This is a genomic window from Pseudomonas onubensis (assembly GCF_965653655.1).
Classification (GTDB): Bacteria; Pseudomonadota; Gammaproteobacteria; order Pseudomonadales; family Pseudomonadaceae; genus Aquipseudomonas.
In genome coordinates this window covers 25,411-47,613 of the sequence record NZ_CBFHAZ010000007.1, presented here as the reverse complement: position 1 = coordinate 47,613, position 22,203 = coordinate 25,411, and the positions used below count along the sequence as shown (strand labels likewise).

Below are 22,203 nucleotides of genomic sequence, written 5' to 3'. Positions count from 1 at the left end.
GCGATAACTGTCAGGCTATCGACCCCTGATTCGCGGGAGTTTTCTCTACTGCGGTGCGATTAAAATCGCATTTGCCATTGGCCCGTCAGCGCGTGGTTGTGGCTGTTGTTGCCCAGCTCGCCGGTATACCCAAGGCCCAGGCTGTGGCGGGCCGACAAGCCCACGTCCAGGCCTGCTTCCAGCAACAGGCTGTCGCGGTCCAGAGCGCTGCCCTCAACATTGAACGCCGTGCCGCCGGCCACGAAAGCCTGGCGCGTGTTGCTGTCGACATCGCCGTAGGTGTGCTTCCAGCCTGCGCTGACGCGCGGCGTGAGGCTGATGCCATTGTCCAGTTGGCTCAGGTGCGCCAGGCGCAGGCCGAAGGTGCTGCTGAAATTGTCCTGGGTCTGGCCGTCCACATGCAGCGCGGCAGCCCCGCCTTTTTCGCTGTAGCTGTCACGCTGGTAGCGCTGGTAGCCAAGGTTGGCGAACGGCTCGGCACTCAGGCGCCCATTGCCCAGGGCGTAGCCGAGTTCGGCAAAGGCCTGCTGGCTGTTGGCGTCATAGTCGCCCTTGGGGCGGTCGCTGAAGCCGTTGAAGGCCACCGTGCGTTTGCTGTCGCCTTGGTGCCCGCTGTACGCAGCGCCCAGGCGCAGGGCCAATGGGCCGCTTTGGCGCAGGGCATAGACGCCTGCGTGCCAGCTGTCGACGCTGCCGTCGACGCCGGTGGTGTCCAGGTCGGTCTTCGAATAGCCGCCCAGCACGCCCACGCGCCAGTCGCTGTCGAGCGCCCAGTCGGCGCCCAGCAGCGTGCCCTTGGTGCGTTGAGTCAGGCCGTTGCTGCCGTGCTCGCTGTCGAGCTTGCCGTAGCTGCCGATACCTTGCAGCCACAGGCGGCCGCGTGCGTTCGGGTCGTTGAGGTTGCGTGCATCGCTGGGCACGCCCGTGGCGGCGAGCGCAGGTGTGTCTTTTTGATCCAGCCCAAGCAGCAGTCCGGCACCACCGCCCATTTGCTGCATGGCGGCCAGCATGCTGTTGCCCACTTGGGCGCTGGCGCCCAGGGTGGCGCTGGTGAGATTGGCGGTGCTGCTGCCTGCCAATTGCTCAATCGCCCCACCTGCCGTGGCATTGGTGGTGTTAAGCAAGGCGGTATACAGCGGGCTGTTCTTGCCCAGGCCCGCCAGGCTGTTGGCCGCGTTGGCGCCGTTGCGGGTCGTGGCGAACTGGTTGAAGGCGATGTCATTGCGGCTGTACGTCAGGCCAACCTGGGTGGGGCTGTAATCCAGGGTCGGGGTCAAGAAGGCGTAGTCGCTGGTGACGTTGCCAAAGGTGCCGTTGATGCTGCCGGCTTGCAACACGGTGTAGTGGCTTTGCCACGGGTACGTACCTTCGCCGGGGTTGACCGCCAGGGTCGCGCCATTGAGATAAGCCGTGCCGCCGACTTTGATCGGCGCACTGCTGCCATCGGCGTTCACGCCGTAGGCCAGGTTAGAACCGCTGCCCATGTTCAAGTCGCGGGTGATGGTCGCGTTGCCCAGAGCCGTGTTGGTCTGCAAGGTGCCGTTGACCACCAGGCTGCCCACCGAACCGCCACCGGCATAAATACCGCCGGCGTCGACCGTCACGTTACCGGCAATACCGCCTTGGTTGATCAGCTTGGCGCCGCTGAAAATCTCACCACCATCGCTGAAGTCGCCATTGCTGGTGAGCGTCCAAATGCCTTGTTTGACGTCCAGCCACTCGAAGTTACGGCTGTTGCCGAAACTGCCGCCCGCCGCATCGTCCATGCTCACACGGTCGTAACCAGCACCACCGTCCACCAGGCCGACAAAGCGGCTGCCACCGAGCAGCACCAACTTGTCGTCGCCGCCGCCCAGGTCGAGGGCCAGGCCGTTACTGGCGCTGATCGTGCCGCCGTTGATCACGGTGTCGGCGAAGTTGCCGACGAACTTCACCCCAAAACCCTCCAGGCCTTGAATAACGCCGTGGTTCTCCAGGGTGGTTGCAGCCACGCCCGGGCCGTCGCTGCCATCGTCCACCAGCACCGCATTGTTGGCGCCGCTGACCAGCGCGCCCTTGGCGTTGTACACATAGCCGCCGCCCAGGGCGATGCCTTCACTGCCGTTGGCAAAGCCGTTCTTGTCGACACCCCCGGCGCCGACGCCCTGGATGATCCCGTAGTTTTCGATATGGGCGATTTTGTCGATGTCCACGCCATCGCCGTCGCCATCCGGTTGCAGCCCGGAGAACGCGCCGGTGATGGTGCCGTGGTTGATCACCGTGCCGTCGCCATCGGAGCCAAAACCCGAACCGTTGCGACCGATCACCGTGCCGTAGTTGGTCAGCGTGGCGCCCAGATCAGTGGTGATGCCGTGACGGCCACCGGAAATCAGCCCGTAGTTGGTCACGGTCACGCCGGTGGCGGAGTCGATGTCCACGCCGTCGAACTTCTCATCGCGGTTATGGGTGTCGCCGCTGGAGATCTCGCCGTAGTTGGTGATGCTGGCGTTGGCGCCGGTCTTCATGCCGTCGTTGGCATCGCCACGAATCAAGCCCCCGGCGCGGTTGATGATAGTGGTGGTGACGTTGGCGCTGCGCAGTGCATCCAGGTTCAAACCCCGGCCGGTGGCGGAACGCAGGGTACCGCTGTTATCAATCAACACGCTGCCACTGGCGAAGTTGCTGTTGATGCGCAAGGCATCGTTGCTGCCCTGGATCACACCACCGGTGCGGTTATAAAGGCTGTAGTAGCGTGTGGTGTTGGCGTCCCCCGTGACGTCGATGGCCCGGCCGCCTGTGGACAGGATCTTGCCCGCGTTATCCACCACCACGCCTGCGCCGCTGGTGCCATCCTTGAGACCGACCGCCACCCCGGAGGTGGTGATGCTGCCTGGCGCCGAAACCTTCAACGAATCACTGCCACCCAGGGTCTGCCCGGTGGTGGTGGGAGTGTCGATTTGCAGGTTCTTGGTAGGGGCAGGCGCAGCTTCTGCGAGGCCGCTGGCCAATAAGGCAATGGCAAGAGCGAGGCGATGGGGCGACGGTGGCATGGCGGACGACCTTGTTATGGAAAACGAGGCGACCTGTATAGCGGAGGGGGATTGCAGGAATGTGTCAGAGCGGTGACGGCTTACTCGTTTGCATTAAATTGCGTTCTTTGAGCGGTCTAACCCCGATATATGCATTATAGTGCATAAAAAGAACCGCTCGGCTCAGCCAAAATGCACTATATTGCAAGAGTCACTCGCGTAACTGCTTAACAGGTGCACTAAAATGCAGATGGAAGCCCCCTACTCTTTGATGTTGCAGATTTTCGCCGATGGGCAATGGCGTGATGCTATGCGGCTGGAGTTTGCTGAGCCTCAGAAGGGCTTCAATGGGGCTTGCAGGTTCCATTACCGTCAGGATTATCTCGTCGATAACCTAGAGGACATCCAGCGACCTTTTTCTAACGCTGTCAGTGCGCGGTTCCCTCTAGAGTGGGATGTTGTCTTGCTTAAGTCGGCGCCTGCCTTCTTGCACGATATTGCGCCCGCTGGTGCGGCCAAGCGGTTTTTGATGAAGCGTATTGGGCGTGAGAAACCGCAGGACGTCGATGCTGATTTGTTTTTATTGGCGCGCAGTACCCCGGCACCCATTGGGAATATGCGCATCAGGGAATCCGTGCAAGCCCTTGAGGGGGAAGCACCGATTGGTTTCCCACGACAGGATGTAATCAGTCGCGATAACCGCTTTCTGGAGTATGCCTACGAGCAAGGTGCCGCAATAGGAGGGGCTACTGGCGCGGGCGGCGAGGCGCCTAAGCTGTTGATGACACAGAGTACCGACGGCTTGTTGTATCCAGACGCCGTCCTGAATGACGAGGACGTTGCTCAGCACTGGTTCATCAAGTTCGCCCGCAACCAGGCCACGCAGAATGATCAAGACATTCTGAGAAGCGAGTACCACTACTACAGAGCACTTCAGACGCTTGGAATCGACACAGTCGCCACCGAAGGGTTGGCTTTGGAGGAGGCCACAAAGCCGAGTCTGTGGATGCACCGTTTTGATCGCAGGCTCAGTGAAAGCGGTGTTGAAAGGTTGGCAGTCGAGTCGATCTACTCGTTAGCGGGTGTGACGAACCCTGGTAGTTACATGGATCATTCAGAGGTCGTGAGACTGTTGGTGGAGCAATGGCGAGCGGTGGGGCAAGAGACGCAAGTTGTTGATCTGGTCGCTGAGTACTTGCGCCGGGATTTGCTGAATAAGGTGTTGGGCAACTCAGATAACCACGGGCGCAATACATCGATCATCCGAGAGCGTGATGCTTTGCGGCTGGCCCCTGTTTATGACCTGGCCCCCATGGTCATGGACGCTGAAGCTGTGACTCGAACCACCAAGTGGCCAAAAGCACTGGAGATTGCGGGTGATATCAATTGGAGAGCGGTATGCGAGGCGATAGCCGATATTGTCGACCCCGAACAAAGCTTTGAACGGTTACGACAAGACGCAGAGCACCTGCGTGCGTTGCCGGATCTTCTAGTTACCAGTGGTTTGCCCGCTGTGACCTTGAATCATCCCAGCATTCCTTTGGGGAAACTGGACTTGCGCCTGAAGCAATGGGGGCTGAGATGACTATCACTTTGGACGCCCGTGCCCTGCTGATCGAGAGCGTCGAACAAGGTTTGGCCGACGGCTCGCTGGAGATAGGCGATGCTGTTCGTCGCCTGCGCACCGAAGTTACCGGTCTGCATCAAGGTCAGTTCGCCAAGATGTGCAAAATTTCCGTACGTACCTTGGTGCATATCGAGCATGGTGAAGGGAATCAGACGCTGAAGTCGTTGAATGCGGTGTTCAGGCCGTTTGGGTTGAAGATGGGTGTGGTGAAAGTTCGCAGGAGCGCATAACTGGAAAACGCTGAAGATCCCATGTGGAAGCGGGCTTGCTCGCGAATGCGGTGTGCCAGTCACAGCATTTGGTGACTGATCTAGCGCTATCGCGGGCAAGCCCGCTCCCACATTTATTTTGTGTTGTACCTGAGATTCAGGCCCGGCACTCGGCCAGTGTTTTCACTTGGCCATCACCGCGCTGGTTGGCTTCTGACAACCACGCTTCAAAGCCTGCGCCCACGGTTGGCCATTCCGAATCCAGGATCGAATACCACGCCGTATCGCGGTTCTGCCCCTTCACCACCATATGCTGGCGGAACACGCCTTCAAAGCTGAAACCCAAGCGCTCGGCGGCGTATTTTGAGCGGGCGTTGCCGTTGTTGCACTTCCACTCCAGCCGACGGTAGCCCTGCTCGAACGCGTATTTGGCCAACAAGTACACCGCCTCGGTGCTTTTCGGCGAGCGTTGCATCGGCGCGCCGAAGGTGACGTGGCCGATTTCGATACGGCCCTGCGCCGGCACGATGGACATCAAGCTGAGGATGCCCTGCACGTCGCCGGTGGCGCGATCGATCACGCTGAAGAAGTACGGGTCGCTATTGGCGGCGTGATTATTCAGCCAGGTATCAAAGGCGCCGCGCTCGGGGAAGGGGCCGTAAGGTAAATAGTCCCAGAGTTTCGGGTCGGCACCGGGGCCTTCAAGGGCGCCGAAAAGGCCGTCGGCATGCCGCGCCGGGTCGAGTTTTTCCAGGCGGATAAACCGCCCCTCCAGCAGTTGAACGGTGGGCGCCGGGACGCCTTTCCAGTCGGCGGGTGAGATAGGCATGCTGCGCTCCTTAAAGACCTTTGCGAAATTGAATAAAACCTGGGCGTTCGGCAATGCGTTCGTACAGCTGGATCGCAGTGGCGTTGGTTTCGTGGGTCAGCCAGTGCACCTTCGCACAGTTATCGACCTTGGCGGTGGCGTAGACAAACTCGATCAACTTGCGGCCCACGCCGGTGCCGCGCTGGGACGGGTCCACCAGCAGGTCCTGAAGGTAGCAGGAATTCTCGATGCTCCAGTTGGAGCGATGGTAGATAAAGTTGACCATGCCCACCGCCTTGCCGTCCTGCCAGGCAAGCGCTGAATGGGTCGGCTCGTTGGCATCGATCAGGCGTTGCCAGGTGTTTTGGCTGACGGCGTCCGGCAGTTCGGTTTCGTAGAACTTCAAATACGCCTGCCACAGCGGTAGCCACGCGGCGTGGTCGACGGCAGTCACCTGGCGGATGTCGATCTGACTCATTCTGAAACTCCTTGGGGAATAAAGCGCGCGAGGGTCTGGTCGCGCACATCAATACTGGCAGCCAGGCCTTCGCGCACGCCGGCGATATCGGCAGCGCTGCGGTTCTGGCTGAGTTTGCGTTTGCCGATCAGGCGCTCGACGGGCAGGGCGAAGCCGACGATGGCCTTGAGCATGCCGTCAATGTAGTCGGCCGGCGCGTCGCTGACTTTCCATGGCTGGGCGCGGTTGCCTTCATGGCGATCGGTAAGTGCCGTGACCACTGCGAGCAGACGCTCGGCATCGGTAAATACCTCAGCCTTGCCGTAGGCATGCACGGCGAGGTAATTCCAGGTCGGCACCACTTTGCCGTGCTCGGCCTTCGCCGGGTAAAATGCCGGGCTGACATAAGCGTCGGCACCGGCAAAGATCACCAATGTTTCGCTGCCATTTTGCAGGTCACGCCACTGCGGGTTGGCCTTGGCCAGGTGCCCGTACAGCGTGCCATTGGGGCCTTCATCGGGGTTGAGCAGCAGCGGCAAGTGGCTGGCCTGCAGGCCTTGCTCGCCAAAGGTTACCAACTGCGCCAGGCGGGTGTGCTGGATCAGTTGCTGCAGTTCAGGCAAATCATCGAGGGCAAAGGCGCGCGGTGTGTACATGGAAATTTTCCTTGGCGAATGCCTGCATCCTAGGCAGGCTAATGGTTCGTTGTAAGAGCCATCTGGCACCAATTTCATAGGTCCAATATGTCGCCCATCACGCCGCCGCTGTCGTTCAACCCCGCAGGTATCGAACTGGATCGCCGCCTGGGCCTGACGCGCCAGCTGTATGAAGCCTTGCGCCAGCGGGTGCTGGACGGGCGGTTGGTCAGTGGCACGCGGTTGCCCGCCACGCGTGATTTGGCGGCGGCGCTGGCGATTTCGCGCAACAGCGTGGTGCGCGCCTACGATCAGTTGTATGCAGAAGGGTTTATCGAAAGCCGGGTGGGTGATGGCACCTACGTCGCCCAACTGCCCACGGTCAAAAAACTATCCACAAAAGTATCCACAGGGTTTTCAACAGGGTTATCCCCAGCCTTATCCACAAAATGGGCGGATTTGCCGCAAGATCTGGACAGTGAAGTTATCCACAGCGCGGGACTGACGCGGGTCAAAAACAACCACCTGGCCCACCCTCCAGTGGGGCCGCCTCGGGCATTTCGCGTGGGTGTGCCAGCCTTTGATCTGTTTCCGTTTGAGATATGGGCCAAGCTGAATGGGGCGTTCTGGCGTAAGCCGAACCTGGAACTGCTGTGCTACGGCGACCCGGCAGGTGACGATCGCCTACGCGGTTTGATCGCCGCGTATTTGCGCAGTTCGCGTGGCATGCAGTGCACGGCTGAACAAATTGTGATCACCAGTGGCGCACAGCAGGCAATCAGCCTTTGTGCACAGTTGCTGGTAGAGCCCGGGGACGATGTGGCGGTGGAAAACCCGGGCTACCGCGCGGCTGGTCATGCATTTGCCCTGGCTGGTGGGCGATTGCATGGCGTGCCGGTCGACAGCGAGGGCATGGATTGCCAAGCGCTCAACAGCCTTGAGGGTTGCCGTGTGGCCTATGTCACGCCTTCCCACCAATACCCGCTGGGTGTGGTGATGAGCCTGGCGCGGCGTCTGGAGTTGCTGGCCTGGGCCGAGCGTAGCGGCGGGTGGATCATTGAGGATGATTATGACGGCGAGTATCGCTACAGCGGCGCGCCCCTGTCGCCCTTGGCGGCGCTGGATCGCAGTGGTCGCGTACTGTACGTCGGCACCTTCGGCAAGGTGGCATTCCCGGCGTTGCGCCTGGGTTACCTGGTACTGCCACCGGACCTGGTGCAAGCCTTCACCCGGCGCCGCGCCGTGGACATGCGTCATTCCGAGGTCAGTACCCAGGCGGTGATGGCGGAATTCATGGCGGCGGGGCATTTCCAGCGGCACATTCGCCGGATGCGTCGCGCTGCACTGAGTCGCCGCAATGCCTTCTTGGCGGGTTGGCCCGACGGGTTGCCTGGCGTCGGTGCACTACCCAGCGTTGCAGCTGGGCTGCACCTGACAGTACGGGTGGACAGCCTGGCACGCGAGCAGGCGCTGCTCGCTCAGGCCCATGCTGTGGATGTCGAGATCAACGGTTTAAGTAGCTATTGGCTGGCTGGCTCACGCCCACCACTGGACCAGCACGCTGGCCTGGTGATGGGGTTTGCCGCTGTGCCCGAGGCGGCCATCGCACAGGCGCTGGCACGCTTGCGTCAGGCATGGCTGTCATAAAGCGCGATCAGCTTTCAAAGAACAGTGATTGGGCCAGTTGAGCACCGATTGTGCGACGGTGAATTTCAATCATGTCCCAGTCACTGGGCCCGGTGCGTTGGTGGGAACCACCGAGCCGTTGTTGCTCGCGGGTCTTGAGATGGTCCTTGGTGAAGTTCTCCCGTGCGGCATCCTTCGTCGCATAGTGAAAGTGCGCGTACCACAGCACAGTGCCGCTCTCTTTATCGCGAATCTCGTACTCGTCCAGATAGTCCTTTCTGGGCCCTTTGAGGGGGCGGCGGGTGATGGTCTTGACGATGGTGATCAGCCCTTGGCTGTGCAGCCATTCCACCCGTTCAGCGGTGGGCGCTTGTTGCTTGATCATCTCGATATAGGTTTTCTTTCCCTGCCGATGGAAGCGTTGTGCTGCGTCGCTGAGGTTGCGGTTGGTCAAGGCGGCGGAAGCATGGTCGCTTTCTGTGAGGTTGCGTTGGGTCAGGGCTTCTTCGATGTTGCTCGATGCGTTTTCGAGGACCCTTGCATAGCCATCGAACATGTCTTGAATGTCTTGGGGGGCATGCCACGCTTTCCTGGAAAACCCCTGATATTTGCGGATTTCAGCCTGTTCGCCATCCAGCAACGTTTGCCCGGTATTGATGCAAGTGTCCAAATCCAAGGCGACAGGTGCGGGAAGCTGCGACGGAGTTTTCTGCCGTTTGACCCAGACTCCCGGCGCCTTTTCATGGAACGTGGCGATCACTTTGCCGGTCAGGCCTGCCTTGACGTCGACCAGGGTATTGTCGGTTTCACGCGGTTCACCCATCACCATGCCGTGTTGACGTGTCTTGATCACTTTGTGCCGTGGCGTCGGCTCTGCCTTTGAACTGCCGGGCTTGGGCTCCAGCGCTTTTTTCTCGCGCAACAGGGAGGCCAGGTCGCGTATGGCCCGCTGGCTGAACTCGCTGATCTGCTGGCGAAAACTCTCCAAGGGGGCCTTCAGCAAGTGCTGCGAGTACTCGGCGTGCAGGTCCAGCAGGCGTTGATCGGCGCTGGAAAACTGGTCCACCAGGCTGTTGAGCACATTAATACGGTCATCCAGCGCCGCGCCGTTGCTCCGTTCCACAATCTCCCTGAAGCTCTCGATGTTGAGTTCGGCGGCATCGACGATCTGGCCCATTCGCTCACGCAGCGTGGCCGGGATCTGGCTCTGCGTTTCATCGATACACAGGTATCGGGCCAAGATGATCTCCAAAGATTTTAGTTCCAGGAGGCTGAACTGCGGCAATTCCTCCATGGCTTTGCGAATGACTTTTGCGCCGTCATCCCCCAGCGCCTTGAGATCGCTGAAGCGGTCCTTGATGAACGCCATGCGCTGGATGATCCCCTGGTTCAGAGTCGACAGGGTTTGTGCGCTTTGTGCCTGGTTTTTGTAGTCGACGTCTACCTCTGCGTCGAGGACGGGTAACGATGACTTCAACGCCTCCTTATAGGCCAGGATTTGTTGTTGCAGGGCGAGCTGTGTCAGTTGCACTTGTTGTTGCAGGTAACCGCTCATGTTGCTCTGGTAAGTCGGCACGGTGTCGATGATGCTCAAGGACTTAAGCTGGCTGATTGCTTCGTCGTACTGTGCCAGCCGACTATCGACCTTACCGACGAACGCTGTACGTCGCAGGTCGGTAGACGGGCCGGGCGTTGCGTCCTGCGCAGGCTTTGACTCAAGCACGTCCAGTTGTTTGCTGGCGGCGACTGCGTCGAAGGCATTGAGCTGGGTCTTCAATGCCGCGATACGCGCAGGTTGATCAACCTTGACTGCCCGCCTGCGATTTCGAAGACCACCGCCGCGCAGTCGCAAACGGTTATCGACAAACCATTGGCCGTCCAGGTTGCCGATCAGCGGTGGGCCGGTACGCAAGGGGGCCTTCGGATCAATGATGATGACGCTGTCGTTGTCATCCACCATCACCTCGAACCAACGCTTACCGACCGGCGCATACCACTTGTCTGCCAGCGGGTAGAGATTGAGGTGGCGACCGGGGGTTTTGTTTTGTACGCCCAGCTCATCGGGCTTGGCGACATTGAAACTGTCGAGTGCTTTGGCCAGGCCCAGTCGGCTATGACTCAGCGCTCCGCGGGTGTGTACGGCGCCTTGATGCGAAGCAAGCAATTGGCTGTCGGAAATATTAGCGTGTTGCATTGCAGTGTATTTTTTCTCGGCCACTGGCGGTTTATCCACTGTTTTAATCGCCGTTGGCTCTAATCCAGTCTCGATCCTGGGGGCGTCGAACGGCTTCAGCGGGCGGGGGTGGCGTAGCGCGATATGGAGGGTCAGTGCCATGCCAAGATTGAGGAATACATCCACCAACGCTGTCCAGGAAGCGGGCTGGTCACCCCTGTTCACTGCCTCCTCGGCAGATTGCAGATCGTCCATGATTTGCCAGATCCAGGCGGCGATCCCAACGGTCCTGCCCATGAAGGGCAGCGCGGCATTGAATATTTGCCAGCCGGCATGTCGCAACGTCGCCCAACGCTTCTGCACGTTGGACACCGACTGGCGTGTAGCCAGTTCGACCATTGCGTTGGCGTTGGCCTTGAATAGCGTCGCCAAGGTGTCATTCCCCACTTCTTCATCGCTCAGCGTTATCGGGCCGCTCATGTACAGTACGGTCAGCGGTTCGACCAGCGCACGCACCACGGTCCAAGGCGAGGGCAGGGTGTCGGGAAAAACGTATTGGGCATAGTTGAACCGCTGCGCTTCGGGCAGCCAAGCCAACACCGACTCGCGCAATGAGCGCTCATGTTTGATGGCGTACAGCAGGTTTTGTCGAGACGCAAATTGCATCAGGGCGGGTTCCATCAGGGGCCTATAAAGTACGCATGGGCCAGCCTCGGAACGCCTCGGGCCGATCACGAACATATTGGTGACCACATCTTGCTCATGGCCGGGGCGCAAGGTAGGCACCAAGGCCAGAGTGCGGAAAACGATGGGCTGTCCATCGACTTTGCGTTCATGTTCATCGGCATGCACCGCTGCGGCGACGTAGCGGTAACCGAGCTCATCAATGCCGTTCTGGTTGCGGATTTTCATCTGCAGGGCCAGCAGCGGCAGTTGCATCTGCAGGTGGCTGGTGTAGAGCAGCTGTCGGTGGCTGGATTGCGGCGGGTCGTCGAGTAGTTTCTGTTTGACCAGGGCGGGGTAGAACTGGCCTATATCGATGTCTTCGATCACGTCTTTCAAATAGCCGTAGGTCAGCCAGCCGGGAACGCCATTGTCCTTGCCGTTGTAATGCACCGTCGTGTTGCCGGTGGGCAGGCCGGTGAGGTTTTCCAAGGCCAGGTCGATCAGGCTGCGACGGGTTATGTCCATGGCCCCCGGAACGATAAACGTGCCCCAAAGAACCGGGCTCTGGATCACGATTTCGATTTTGTCCATGTTCAGGCTCACGCCCCTGTCGGGAGAGCGGACACGGCTTTGCAACTGTGTGCGGGCGTAGTCACGGATGGAGGGGATGCCGTCCTGAAACGTTTCGCCGTTGTGATGGGTGTGCAGTTGGGCCAGGTCGATCATGTAACGGCTGTAGGCAGCAATATCGGAGTCTGTCGCCGAAGCCAGCCAGTCCGGGAGTCGTTGATGAATGTCGCGGATATTCGACAGTTGGTGATCGCTCATCTCTTCGATGCTGGGCACGATGCGGGCGACGGCAGGCGCGCGCGGCTGTTCACGCACACCGGGTCCGCCGAAACTGCCGATCATTTGGATTTGCAGCGCGATCAAGGTGCAGGCCTGCGCATCGAAGAAGTTGCCGTCGGGCTCATACAAGCGCCATTGCAAGGTGGTGTCCTGTTTCGGCGCGCTCATTCGCGAAGGCAGCGAGGCGCCGAGCCGGGCCAGTGACTCGAACGTCTCGTACCCGTTGACCAGTGAGTGTGTCAGGACGATCTGGCGGTTATCGTACTCACCCACCAATACGGTCATGTCCAGGAAGCTGACATGGGTGGGCTCGCCGTCCTTTAGGACATCCACGTCAACCAAGTAGGCATGGCTCTTGTAAGGATCTTTGAGCGAACGCCTGGCCAGGTCGGGTTCCTGGAAAACCGTGCGAGCCATGGCGCATTCCTGTTCACTCAAGCCTTGCTCTTCGGTGATGTTCCAGACCTTCCTCAGAGAGTTGGAAAAGGTCTGCCAACGCGGACCGATGCTGGCGTTGGAGGCGTTCCAGTAGTCCAGCTCCTGTTCCTGGAAGGCGGTGAACAGCAGGTCGGATAATTCGTTGATCAGCCGTGCGATGGCATCAATTTTCACCGCAAGGTGTACAGGAACCGCAGCGTAAGGTTGCAGGGTGAGGAAGTGCAGTCCGTCGATGTAGGTCACTTTATCGCTGGACAGTGCCTGGCGAGCCAGCACCGAGGTAAGCGATTCGATAATGTCCTGCGCACGCTTGACGGTATTGCCGGCCACCTCCCATTGAGGGCTGACTACCACAGCCAGGTCGGGGTCGATATTCAGCGTGGGGTACAGCTCTGTGAGTGCTGATCGCAGTGTAGTGGCGGCGACTTCCCGGGTGGTGGGCCCGGTGGTCAATTGGGTGAGCAGTTCATAGGGCGTGGGTGGGCGGTGGTTATTCGCGACGTTATTGGGCATGTGCAGCTCCTTCGCATTCAATGGCCTGGATGGGCGTCAGGAATGGGCAAGGTAGCGGGCACTGTGGCGGCGGGGGCGGTGGATACGTCTAGGCCCCGCACTTTGTTTAAACAGAACGGGGCTGCTGCGTAGACCAGCGAGTGATCATTTCACGTTGAAAAACAACCGTCGTGCCTGCTCCAGATTGATTTCGCTGAGATAGACCGTGGTTTTTTGCTTCTCGCTAAGACCGTTGAGGGTATCGGACTGAGTGCCCCTGGCATGCTCTTGCGGGGTTTTCAAGCGCGCCCGTAGAAACGTCTTGGCGCGTACCCAGTTGGTTGAGTAATGAAAATGCGCATACCACAGCACGCTATTGTCGTTGCGATTACTGATGGTGTACTCGTCCAGATAATCGTTATCAGGGCCTTTGAGTCGGCGCCGCTTGACGGTTTTTTTGATGACGATTTCGTTGTTCTGCATCAACCACTCCACACCCGCCATCGTGGGTGGGCGTTTTCTGATCAAAAGTGATTTGTAGTGCCGCGCCTCTGCGTAGAGTACTTGCGTCGCGTCGCTGAGCTGTTTGTCGACGACGGCCGCCGAGGCCAGGTGGCTGTCGGTGACATTGCTTACGGTCAAGGCCTCTTCGATATTGGCAGAAGCCTGTTCCAGTTTCTGCGCGTGCTGGTGATACAGCCATTCGATGCCAATGGCACTACGCTCCGGCTTGGCGGCTTGTTCGGTAGCCCGTTGCTTGAAGGCCTCCAGCCCGTCGAGCAAATCCTGGGCCTGGTTGATACACATGTCGATATGGACGGCGACGGGGGGAGGCGTTTCGATAGGGCTTACGTGCTGTACCCAGACGCCTGGGAGTTTTTCATGGAATGTCGCCATGACCTGCTGGTTGAGTGGCGAGCGAATATCCACGAACCCGGTTTCATCGCCGGTGGCGGACAGGCGTGGCTCACCGATCAGCACACCGTTGTAACGCGTGTAAATGACTTTTTTCTTGGTCTTCGGAGGTGTCGGCGGCGGTGTGGGTCGGTTTCGCAGGGCTTCCCGATCATTGTGCAGCAGTTCCAGGTGGCCGACGGTTTCGTTGTAAAACCCGCGGATTTTTTCACGCAGGCGAGAAAGTGGGCCGGCGAGCGCGACGTCGGTAAACTCCTGGGGGAAATCCTGCAGGCGCTCATCGAGGATATTGAACTGTTCCACCAGGCTGCCGAGAGTCTCGATGCGTTCGTCCAGCTGCGACTCGCCGCGCTCAAGCAGGGTTTCGCGCAAGGTCTGGATCGACAGGTCGGCGCTGTCGACAATACCGTCGATGGCATTCCAGGCATTCGGTGCAGTGGTGATACTGCTGTCGTCCACGCACAGGTTGCGCGCCATCGTCACCTGCAGGGCCCTGAGGTCTCGGGCGGTGTAGATCGGCAAGCGCTTGCGGTGTTCGCGGATGATCTTGAAGCCGGTTTCGCCCATCGTCCTGAGTTGAGCGAAGCGCGATTCAACGTAGTTGAGGCGCTCGATCATGTCCTGGCTCATGTCGGTCATTGTCTGGGCATCGTCGATGTGACGGTCCCGGGGGTGGCTGATCTGGTGCTCGATCTGGTCCAGCACAGTCTTGAGCCTGGGCGTGAAGGGGACCTGGGCTTCACGTATCCCGGTTTCGGTCAGGTCCAGTTGGGCGCCTACGTAGCGCACGGCTTGCTCCTGATAATTGGCGGTGGGGGCGAAGACATTCAATACCTTGAGCTGTTGCAGCGCCGTTTCGTAACTTTTGCTCTGGGTCTCGAGTGTTTGCAGATAACGTTCACGGCGCGCCTGTGCCGAGGTGCTGGCCTGGGGGGCATCCATCGCGACCCGTGCCTGTTGCACCTCCAATTGCAGGGCGCTCTTGTCGTGCTCGAATTGCGACAGACGCCGCTGGGCTTCATCAGCCTTGGCGTCCGCCTCGGATTTGGACCTTGCCTGCTGCCTCTTGGGGCCGCCGCCGCGCAAGCGCAGGCGGGTGTCGATAAACCATTGGCCACGGGCGTTGTGAATCAATGCCGGGCCTGTGCGTTCGGGCTCCTTGGGGTCGATGATGACCACCGTTTCATCTTCATCGGCGCTGACTTCGAACCAGCGGTCTCCTACGGGGGCATAGTATTTCTGAGCCTGATGGTAAAGGTGCTGGTACTGGCCTTGCGCGGTTTCAGCGGTGCCCAGATCCTTGGGTTTACTGACCTTGAAGCTGTCGAGCAGGGTGCTGAGTTCGCCTGGGGCGCGCTTGATTGCGCCACTGAGGTGCAAGTGCGGTGAATGTATGGACGGCAGTACTTGGATCAGGGTCGGCTGTTGTTTGACCGTGACCTCTTTGGCCGTTGTCGCCTTCGCCAGCGTGGGCCGGGATTTGCGTGGGTAGCCGGGACGGTGGCTACGACTGGCGACATGCAAGGTGATCGCTATGCCCAGGTTGAGCAGGACATCGGTGAACGCTGACCACTCGGCTTGTTTATCGCCGTGTTCCTGCGCCTCGATAAAATTTTGCAGTTGATCGACCACCTGCCAAATCCACGCCGCCGTGCCGACGCCACGGCCGAGAAAGGGCAGCACCAGGTTGAATATCAGCCAACCGGCATGCTTGAAGGTGGCCCAGCGATTTTCAGCGTTAGAGACCGATTGCCGATCAGCCAGTTCGATCAGGGCATCGGCGTTGGCTTGAAACAGCGTGGCGAACCGATCACCGCTGAGCACTTGTTCACTTAGCGCCATTGGTCCGCTCATGGTCCACAGCTTGTCAGGCTCCACCAGGTAATCGGCCACCTGCCAGGGTGAAGGCAGTGCGCCGGGAAATACATGGTTGGCGTAGTCGTTGCGCACAGCGTCTGGTAGCCAGGCCAGCACCGACTCGCGCAGGCTGCTTGACTGTGAGATTGCATAGATCAGATTGGCCGGCGACGGGAACTGCATCAGCGCTGGCGTGAACATGGGCCGATACAGCAGGCATGGGCCGGCTGCCGGGTCATCCGGGCCGATCACATACATGTTGGCGACGGTATCGAGCGACGCATCCGCGCGCCGCAGCGGCCGGAAAGCCAATGGACTGAGCACAATGGTTTGCCCGTCCACCCGGCGGTCAGTGGCTTCGTCCAGCAGCACCGCAGTCACGTAACGGTAGCCACGCTCGTCGATACCCTCTTGCTGGCGGATCTTGGCTTGCAGCGCCTGCATCGGCAGCTGGATACGCAGGTGTTGGCTGTAGAGGGTTTGGCGGCGCGAGGATTCCTGCGGGTCGTCCAGCAGTTTTTCTTTGATCAACGCCGGATAGGTGCGGCCGATATCGGCGGCGGTGACCAACGATACAAAATAGTCTGCGTCCAGCCACTCAGGCAGGTTGAAGCCATTTTGAGTCTTGAGGGAGCGGTTGCCGGTCGGCAGTGCAATGAGGTTTTGCAGGGCCAGTTCAGCCACGCTGAAGGTGATGGTGTTGAACTGGCCCGGTACGACGAAGGAGCCCCAGATCGTGAGGCTCTTGACCTCCAAGCAGATTTTATCCAAAGGCAGGTTGGCGCTGTCAGGGTGGTCCTTGAGCATTTGCGCCTTGGTCATCTTCAATGCGTACGCTTCGATGGATGGGATGTCGTCCAGATAGGAGCGGCCGGCATTCTGGTTATGCAGCGCGGCGAGGTCCTTCAGGTGGCGGGCGAAGAAATTCTGATCGGTGTTTGACGCATTCATCAACCAGTCGGGCAACCGGTTCTGATACCACTCAAGGTTTGGGCCTTTATCCGTGGCAAGGGGAACGACGGCAGGCGGCGTACCCAGGGCGACATCAGCCGTATCGGTGTGGCGCAGCTCTGAAAAGTCGATGTCACCCACGGCTTCCACCAGCAGCGACACGATGGCGCAGGCCTGCTGATCAAAAAAGTCACCCTCGGGTTCGTAAAGGCGCCAATGGATTTCCTGCTTTGAAGTAGACCCCGGTACGTGCGCAAACAGCGAATGGCCCAGTTGCTCAAACGAGGGGAATTTTTCATAACCCTTAAGCAACGAATGCACGAGGATCGATGTTTGCCCTTCATGCATGCCGAGCAGCACCGCGATTACCGCTTCATTCTGGTGGGTCACTTGCTCTGCGTCGATGCGGGCTATTTCTACCAGGCAGGCCTTGAGGTCGTATGGATCTTTGCCCTTGCGATCGGCCTTGTCGGGGTGGGTGAACAGGATGCGCGCCATGGCGCACTCGGTGGCGCTCCAGTCATCGGCGGCCTCGACGTTCCAGACTGCCCGAAACCGGTTCGACAACTCATGCCAATGGGGGCCGCCGCCGTTGGTCTGGTTCCAATAGGCGACCAACTGTTGCTGAAAGGCCCGCAGCATGACGGGCGCCAGCAGGTTGAGGGTCTTGGCCAACTCACAGATGCGCACGGGCAAGTGCAGTGCGGGCTCGGCGATCGGTTGCTGGGTGAGAAAGTGCTCGCCCTCGATGTAGAGCGCAGGCTCCGCCAGGACGGCCTGTATGGCGAGGGTGTCACTGAGCGACTGATAGTGGGTGGGGCCGGCCACAATGTCATCGCCGATCAATTGCCAGGTGGGCGTACCGACCATGGCGGTGTCAGGGTCGATATCCAGCGTCGGGTATTGTTCGCGCAGCGACTCGCGCAACAAGTGAGCTGCGGTCTCCCTGAACGAGGGGCCGACGTAGAGTTGGGTGAACAGCGCGTCGCGTTCATCGAGGCGCTTGGCGTTCGTTTCGGTATTGTTTGCAGCGGGTGAGGTCATGGTGAGGCTCCCTGTCTGGCCGGTAGATGGAAACGGCCCGAGGTACGGGCTCGCAATTTCCATGCTAGGGCTCGGCCGGCCAGGGAGGCGGTGCTTACGTAGGCCTACCGTAAAATCTACAGGGCGTTACCTCCCGGATTTGATCTTGGTCCAGGCCCGTGTTCTGGCCCGTTCGGCCTTGCTGTCCAGTGGCTTGAGGGTGTAGAGCGTGACCATGGCCGCATCGGTCGGGTACAGGTTGGGGTTATGGCGAATAGCCGGGTCGACCAACTCGGTGGCGTCCTTGTTCGGGTTGGGGTAGCCGACAAAGTCGCTGACCGGCGCGATGACATTGGGTTGCAGCAGGTAGTTGATGAAGGTGTAGGCGTCGTCCGGGTTTTTGGCGCCCTTGGGGATGGCGAGCATGTCGAACCAGATCGGCGCGCCTTCCTTGGGTAGGCGCATGTCCACGGTCACGCCGTTTTTGGCCTCTTTGGCGCGATTGGCGGCCTGGGAGAAGCTGCCGGAATAGCCCACGGCCACGCAGATATCACCGTTGGCGATGTCGGCCATGTATTTGGAGGAGTGAAAGTAGGTGATGTAGGGGCGGATCTTCATCAGCAGCGCTTCGGCCTTGTCGTAGTCCTTGGGGTTGCTGCTGTTGGGGTCCAGGCCCAGGTGCTGCAAGGCCAGGGGCAGGATCTCGGAGGGCGAGTCCAGCAGCGCCACCCCGCATTGCTTGAGCTTGCTGATGTTTTCTTCCTTGAAGATCAGGTCCCAGCTGTCTACCGGTGCATTGTCGCCCAAGGCAGCCTTGACCTTTGCCGGGTTGAAACCGATGAGGATGGTGCCGTACATGTAAGGCACGGCATGCTGGTTACCCGGGTCGTTAGCCTCAATCAACTTCATCAGCTTGGGATCGAGGTGGTTCCAGTTTGGCAGCTTGCTGCGGTCCAGCGGCTGGAACACCCCGGCTTCGATCTGCTTGGCCAAAAACACGTTGGACGGTACCACCACGTCATAGCCGGAGTTGCCGGTGAGCAGCTTGGCTTCGAGGGCCTCGTTGGTGTCGAAGATGTCGTACACCAGCTTGATCGACGGGTGCTGGGCCTTGAAGTCTTCCAGCGCCTTAGGCGTGATGTAGTCGAACCAGTTGTAGACCTTGAGGGTTTTCTCTTCAGCATGGGCTGCACCACCGATGAGGGCGGCGCAGAGGACGAGCGACTTGAGCCTGTTCATTGGGCTGCTCCTTCAAAACCTTCGAGAACATTGACGGCGTTGATACCGATTTCTTCCACGGCGTAGCCGCCTTCCATCACAAACAGCGTGGGCTTGCCCAACCGGGCAATGCGCGCGCCCATGGCCAGGTAGTCCGGGCTGTCGAGCTTGAACTGCGAGATAGGGTCGTCCTTGAACGTGTCCACGCCCAGGGACACGACGATGATGTCGGCGCCGTAGCGCTCGATTTCCGCGCAGGCTTCTTCCAGTGCGGCACTCCAGGCTGCCCAACCGGAACCGGCCGGCAGTGGGTAGTTGAAGTTGAAGCCTTCGCCGTCACCTTCGCCCAGCTCGTCGGCATAGCCGAGGAAAAACGGAAACTCCGCTTCCGGATGGCCATGAATCGAGGTGAACAACACGTCGCTGCGGGCGTAAAAAATCGACTGGGTGCCGTTGCCGTGGTGGTAATCCACATCCAGGATCGCGACGCGTTTGTGGCCCTGGTCGAGGAACGCTTGAGCCGCGATCGCCGCGTTGTTGAGGTAGCAATAACCGCCCATCAAGTCGCCAGCGGCGTGGTGCCCAGGTGGGCGGCACAGGGCGAAGGCACTGTGGGCGCCGTTCTGGATGGCCTGCTGTGCCGTGAGGGCCACTTGCGCCGCGCTGTAAGCCGCTTGCCAGGTGCCGGCGGTAATCGGCGCGCCGCCGTCGAAACTGTAATAGCCCAGCTGGCCATGCAGGCTTGTGGGGATCACCCGGCGCAGCGTGCGCGCGGGCCAGGTGTAGGGCAGCAAGTCGCCCTCCTGGCCGTACTCGGTCCAGCGCTGCCAGGCGCCCTGGAAGAAGTCGAGGTAGTCGTGGCTGTGGATACGCTGCAGCGGTGCAAGGCCGAAATCCTGCGGCGCGTGTACCTGGCCCAGTTCGCGGTCTTTGACCCGTTGCAGCACGTGGTCGGCGCGCGAGGGCATTTCAAAGCAGGGCATCAGCTGCCCGTCCATCAATTCACAGCGGCCATGGTGCAGGTGGTGATCGTCCGAGTAGATCGTCAACATTTGTTGTTCTCCGCAGGCTTTATCGGTGGGTCCAGTCTTGCGGCGGCTACGCTTTAAGAGAACGGCAGGAGCGGCCAAAAGGGGATGAATATGGCCAAAGTGTCTGTCCGAAATTCGCCCCTTGATGGAGCATTACGCTCGAAATTGGCTCGGCGCCACGCCGCTCCAACGCACAAAGGCATGCCTGAAACTTGCCGTTTCGCTGAAACCCAGTGCCTCGGCAATCCGGTAGATCGGCCACTGGTCCTCGGCCAGCAGTTGCTTGGCGCGCTCGAAACGCAGCTCGTCCAGCAGCTCCTGGTAGCTGCAGCCCAGGTCATGCAGATGCCGGCGCAGGGTGCGCGCCGAACAGTTCATCTGCTCGGCCAAACCCTCAAGGCCAGGCGCGGCATTGAGCTGTGCGGTGAGCAGTTGGCGAATCCGGCCGAGCCAGGCCTGGCGCCCGGTGAACTCCAGGTTTTGTTTGCGGCAACGCTCGGCCATGGCCTGGTGGGTAATAGCGTCGGCCAGGGGCAGAGGCTGGTTCAACCAGTGTTTGTCGAAGGCAAAGGCATTGGCGGTGGCCTGAAATTGCAGCGCGCAGGGGAAACGTTCGGCGTAGCGCGAGCGGTAGTCGGGGGCGTCATGTTCAAAGCGCGCAGCCAGTAAGGGCAGAGGCTGGCCGAGCAGGTCGTCACAGATCACTTTGAGCGATGCCAGGCACAGCTCGACGTTGAACATTTCCAGGCTCGGGTTTTCCCGGTAGTCGCCGGCGGTGAACCAGATGCGCTCACCGTCTTCTTCAAGGCTCAGCTCGAACAGTGTTCCCAACAGCGCCGGATACCGCAGCGCCAAGCGTAACGCGTCACCAAAGGTGGCACTGGTGAGCAGGGCGTAACCGAGCATGCCGTAGGCCGACACGTGCATTTGTGCGCCCAGCTCCAGGCCGACATCGCGGCGCAGGGCCACGGCATTGGCGCACACGCGCATTTCCTGATTGGTGGTGATGCGCGTGTCGGCCCGGTTCAAGTCCGCCGCACAGATGCCGCTGCCCGCCAGCAGCGTCTCATGGGGCAAGCCTTTGAAGGTGTTGAGCACCAGCGACACAGCATTGAGGGTGGTGAGGTGGGAATGCAGCATGGAAACTTCCAGCCAGGGGATGGCTGGAAGTGGAGCAAGTTACATGCCGGTCAGCTCAGTTCGCCGCACAGGTCCAGTTCCACCAGACGGCGCACTTCGCTGGCCTCAAGCCCGGCGCCGAGCAGGGCATTGAGCTTGCCGAACGCCGCTTCGCGGGTCATGCCGCCACCGGACAGCACGCCCACGCCACGCAAGCGGCTGCCGGCTTCGTACACGTCCAGCTCCACGCCGCCTTCATGGCATTGGGTGATCGCCACGACGACTACGCCCTGATCCTGCGCACGCTTAAGGCTGGCGAGAAACTCAGGGTTATCGCTCGGCCCGGTACCGCTGCCGAAGCATTCCAGCACCAGCGCCTGTATGCCGCTGTCGATCAACGCGTTCAGTTGCGCGGCGGCGATGCCCGGCACCAGCGGCAACACGCCGACATTGGCCAAGGCTTTGGGCTGGCGGTAATGCAGGGCGGCCGGGATCATGTCGGCCTGGGCGACGCCGCCATTGCGCTGCAGGGCCGCAAACGGGTGGCGGCCGAAGCTGCGGATTTTTGCGCAACGGGTCGGTGCCATCAGCGCGCCGTGGAAGTACAGCTGCACGCCCGGCGCCAGGCCTTCGCCCAAGGCCGTCAACGCGCCGCTGACGTTTTCCCAGGCATCGCTGTCGGGCACGCCGGCCGGCAGCATGGAGCCGGTGAAGACTACCGGCGCCGGCAGGCCCAGCAGTTGAAAGCTCATGGCTGCAGCGCTGTAGGCCAGGGTGTCGGTGCCGTGCAGGATCAGCACCGCATCGCAGCCTGCGTCCACGGCCTCGACCACGGCGCTGCGCAGATGCTGCCAGTAAGTGGGCGTCATGTTGGCGCTGTCGATCAATGGCGACATCTCTTGAAAACACCAGGCCGGTAGCGCGGCATCGACAAGCTGTTCGCGCATGCGTGCTTCAAAACCCGACGCAGGCGCCAGGCCGTTGGCGCTGGCCTGCATGCCAATGGTGCCGCCGGTGTAGAGCACCATCACGTTGTTAGCTGGTTGCATGAAAAATCTCCTGAACGAAAAACGCCGCCGGGCCCAGAGCATGCCCAAGGCC

Annotated in this window: 13 protein-coding genes; 3 read left to right on the top strand and 10 right to left on the bottom strand. The window is 60.2% G+C overall.

Annotated elements, in window-relative coordinates; genetic code table 11:
• Positions 1–59: 59 nt before the first annotated feature.
• The gene (locus ACTD9P_RS04115) at positions 60–3,029 is read right to left on the bottom strand and encodes an autotransporter outer membrane beta-barrel domain-containing protein (protein ID WP_438866802.1); all 2,970 of its coding nucleotides are present in this window, start codon (positions 3,027–3,029) and stop codon (positions 60–62) included.
• A 223-nt stretch (positions 3,030–3,252) separates the two neighbouring features.
• On the opposite strand from ACTD9P_RS04115, the gene ACTD9P_RS04110 reads away from it, so the two are divergent.
• Complete coding sequence (locus ACTD9P_RS04110) at positions 3,253–4,593, top strand: type II toxin-antitoxin system HipA family toxin (protein WP_438866801.1); 1,341 nt, start codon at positions 3,253–3,255, stop codon at positions 4,591–4,593.
• Positions 4,590–4,865, top strand: a complete 276-nt coding sequence (locus ACTD9P_RS04105; protein WP_438866800.1) for a helix-turn-helix domain-containing protein — start codon at positions 4,590–4,592, stop codon at positions 4,863–4,865. The genes ACTD9P_RS04110 and ACTD9P_RS04105 overlap by 4 nt, the downstream gene beginning before the upstream one ends.
• Before the next feature lie 136 nt (positions 4,866–5,001).
• Here ACTD9P_RS04105 and ACTD9P_RS04100 read toward each other — a convergent pair whose 3' ends face one another.
• The 3 genes from ACTD9P_RS04100 to ACTD9P_RS04090 are packed head-to-tail and all read right to left on the bottom strand — an operon-like array spanning position 5,002 to position 6,765.
• Positions 5,002–5,673, bottom strand: coding sequence for a GNAT family N-acetyltransferase (locus ACTD9P_RS04100; RefSeq protein ID WP_438866799.1), 672 nt, complete (start codon positions 5,671–5,673; stop codon positions 5,002–5,004).
• A gap of 10 nt (positions 5,674–5,683) precedes the next feature.
• Positions 5,684–6,130 carry a GNAT family N-acetyltransferase gene (locus tag ACTD9P_RS04095; protein ID WP_438866798.1) on the bottom strand — a complete coding sequence of 149 codons (447 nt, stop codon included), beginning with the start codon at positions 6,128–6,130 and terminating at the stop codon, positions 5,684–5,686.
• Positions 6,127–6,765 (bottom strand): FMN-binding negative transcriptional regulator, encoded by a 639-nt coding sequence (locus tag ACTD9P_RS04090; protein WP_438866797.1) that lies wholly within the window; start codon positions 6,763–6,765, stop codon positions 6,127–6,129. The genes ACTD9P_RS04095 and ACTD9P_RS04090 overlap by 4 nt, the downstream gene beginning before the upstream one ends.
• A gap of 87 nt (positions 6,766–6,852) precedes the next feature.
• Between ACTD9P_RS04090 and pdxR the strand changes: the two genes are divergently transcribed.
• The gene (gene pdxR / locus ACTD9P_RS04085; protein ID WP_438866796.1) at positions 6,853–8,391 is read left to right on the top strand and encodes a MocR-like pyridoxine biosynthesis transcription factor PdxR; all 1,539 of its coding nucleotides are present in this window, start codon (positions 6,853–6,855) and stop codon (positions 8,389–8,391) included.
• Between the two features lie 7 nt (positions 8,392–8,398).
• Here pdxR and ACTD9P_RS04080 read toward each other — a convergent pair whose 3' ends face one another.
• The 6 genes from ACTD9P_RS04080 to ACTD9P_RS04055 all read right to left on the bottom strand — a co-directional run bounded on the left by ACTD9P_RS04080 (position 8,399) and on the right by ACTD9P_RS04055 (position 22,151).
• Positions 8,399–13,009 carry a dermonecrotic toxin domain-containing protein gene (locus ACTD9P_RS04080; protein WP_438866795.1) on the bottom strand — a complete coding sequence of 1,537 codons (4,611 nt, stop codon included), beginning with the start codon at positions 13,007–13,009 and terminating at the stop codon, positions 8,399–8,401.
• Between the two features lie 144 nt (positions 13,010–13,153).
• Positions 13,154–17,755 carry a dermonecrotic toxin domain-containing protein gene (locus ACTD9P_RS04075; protein ID WP_438866794.1) on the bottom strand — a complete coding sequence of 1,534 codons (4,602 nt, stop codon included), beginning with the start codon at positions 17,753–17,755 and terminating at the stop codon, positions 13,154–13,156.
• Positions 17,756–17,881: 126 nt separating this feature from the next.
• Positions 17,882–18,973 carry a polyamine ABC transporter substrate-binding protein gene (locus tag ACTD9P_RS04070; protein ID WP_438866793.1) on the bottom strand — a complete coding sequence of 364 codons (1,092 nt, stop codon included), beginning with the start codon at positions 18,971–18,973 and terminating at the stop codon, positions 17,882–17,884.
• Entirely contained in the window at positions 18,970–20,004 is a 1,035-nt protein-coding gene (locus tag ACTD9P_RS04065) for a histone deacetylase family protein (RefSeq protein WP_200431059.1), read from the bottom strand. The genes ACTD9P_RS04070 and ACTD9P_RS04065 overlap by 4 nt, the downstream gene beginning before the upstream one ends.
• Positions 20,005–20,136: 132 nt before the next feature.
• Complete coding sequence (locus tag ACTD9P_RS04060; protein ID WP_438866792.1) at positions 20,137–21,123, bottom strand: AraC family transcriptional regulator; 987 nt, start codon at positions 21,121–21,123, stop codon at positions 20,137–20,139.
• 50 nt (positions 21,124–21,173) lie between these two features.
• Positions 21,174–22,151: an asparaginase gene (locus ACTD9P_RS04055; RefSeq protein WP_438866791.1), complete on the bottom strand. Its 978-nt coding sequence runs from the start codon at positions 22,149–22,151 to the stop codon at positions 21,174–21,176.
• Positions 22,152–22,203 lie beyond the last annotated feature (52 nt).

Coding starts and splice junctions, on each gene's coding strand:
- ACTD9P_RS04060 (WP_438866792.1), bottom strand. CDS start 21,123: ATGCTGCATTCCCACCTCACCACCCTCAATGCTGTGTCGCTGGTGCTC.
- ACTD9P_RS04105 (WP_438866800.1), top strand. CDS start 4,590: ATGACTATCACTTTGGACGCCCGTGCCCTGCTGATCGAGAGCGTCGAA.
- ACTD9P_RS04095 (WP_438866798.1), bottom strand. CDS start 6,130: ATGAGTCAGATCGACATCCGCCAGGTGACTGCCGTCGACCACGCCGCG.
- ACTD9P_RS04110 (WP_438866801.1), top strand. CDS start 3,253: ATGCAGATGGAAGCCCCCTACTCTTTGATGTTGCAGATTTTCGCCGAT.
- ACTD9P_RS04100 (WP_438866799.1), bottom strand. CDS start 5,673: ATGCCTATCTCACCCGCCGACTGGAAAGGCGTCCCGGCGCCCACCGTT.
- ACTD9P_RS04090 (WP_438866797.1), bottom strand. CDS start 6,765: ATGTACACACCGCGCGCCTTTGCCCTCGATGATTTGCCTGAACTGCAG.
- ACTD9P_RS04065 (WP_200431059.1), bottom strand. CDS start 20,004: ATGTTGACGATCTACTCGGACGATCACCACCTGCACCATGGCCGCTGT.
- ACTD9P_RS04080 (WP_438866795.1), bottom strand. CDS start 13,009: ATGCCCAATAACGTCGCGAATAACCACCGCCCACCCACGCCCTATGAA.
- pdxR (WP_438866796.1), top strand. CDS start 6,853: ATGTCGCCCATCACGCCGCCGCTGTCGTTCAACCCCGCAGGTATCGAA.
- ACTD9P_RS04055 (WP_438866791.1), bottom strand. CDS start 22,151: ATGCAACCAGCTAACAACGTGATGGTGCTCTACACCGGCGGCACCATT.
- ACTD9P_RS04075 (WP_438866794.1), bottom strand. CDS start 17,755: ATGACCTCACCCGCTGCAAACAATACCGAAACGAACGCCAAGCGCCTC.
- ACTD9P_RS04070 (WP_438866793.1), bottom strand. CDS start 18,973: ATGAACAGGCTCAAGTCGCTCGTCCTCTGCGCCGCCCTCATCGGTGGT.
- ACTD9P_RS04115 (WP_438866802.1), bottom strand. CDS start 3,029: ATGCCACCGTCGCCCCATCGCCTCGCTCTTGCCATTGCCTTATTGGCC.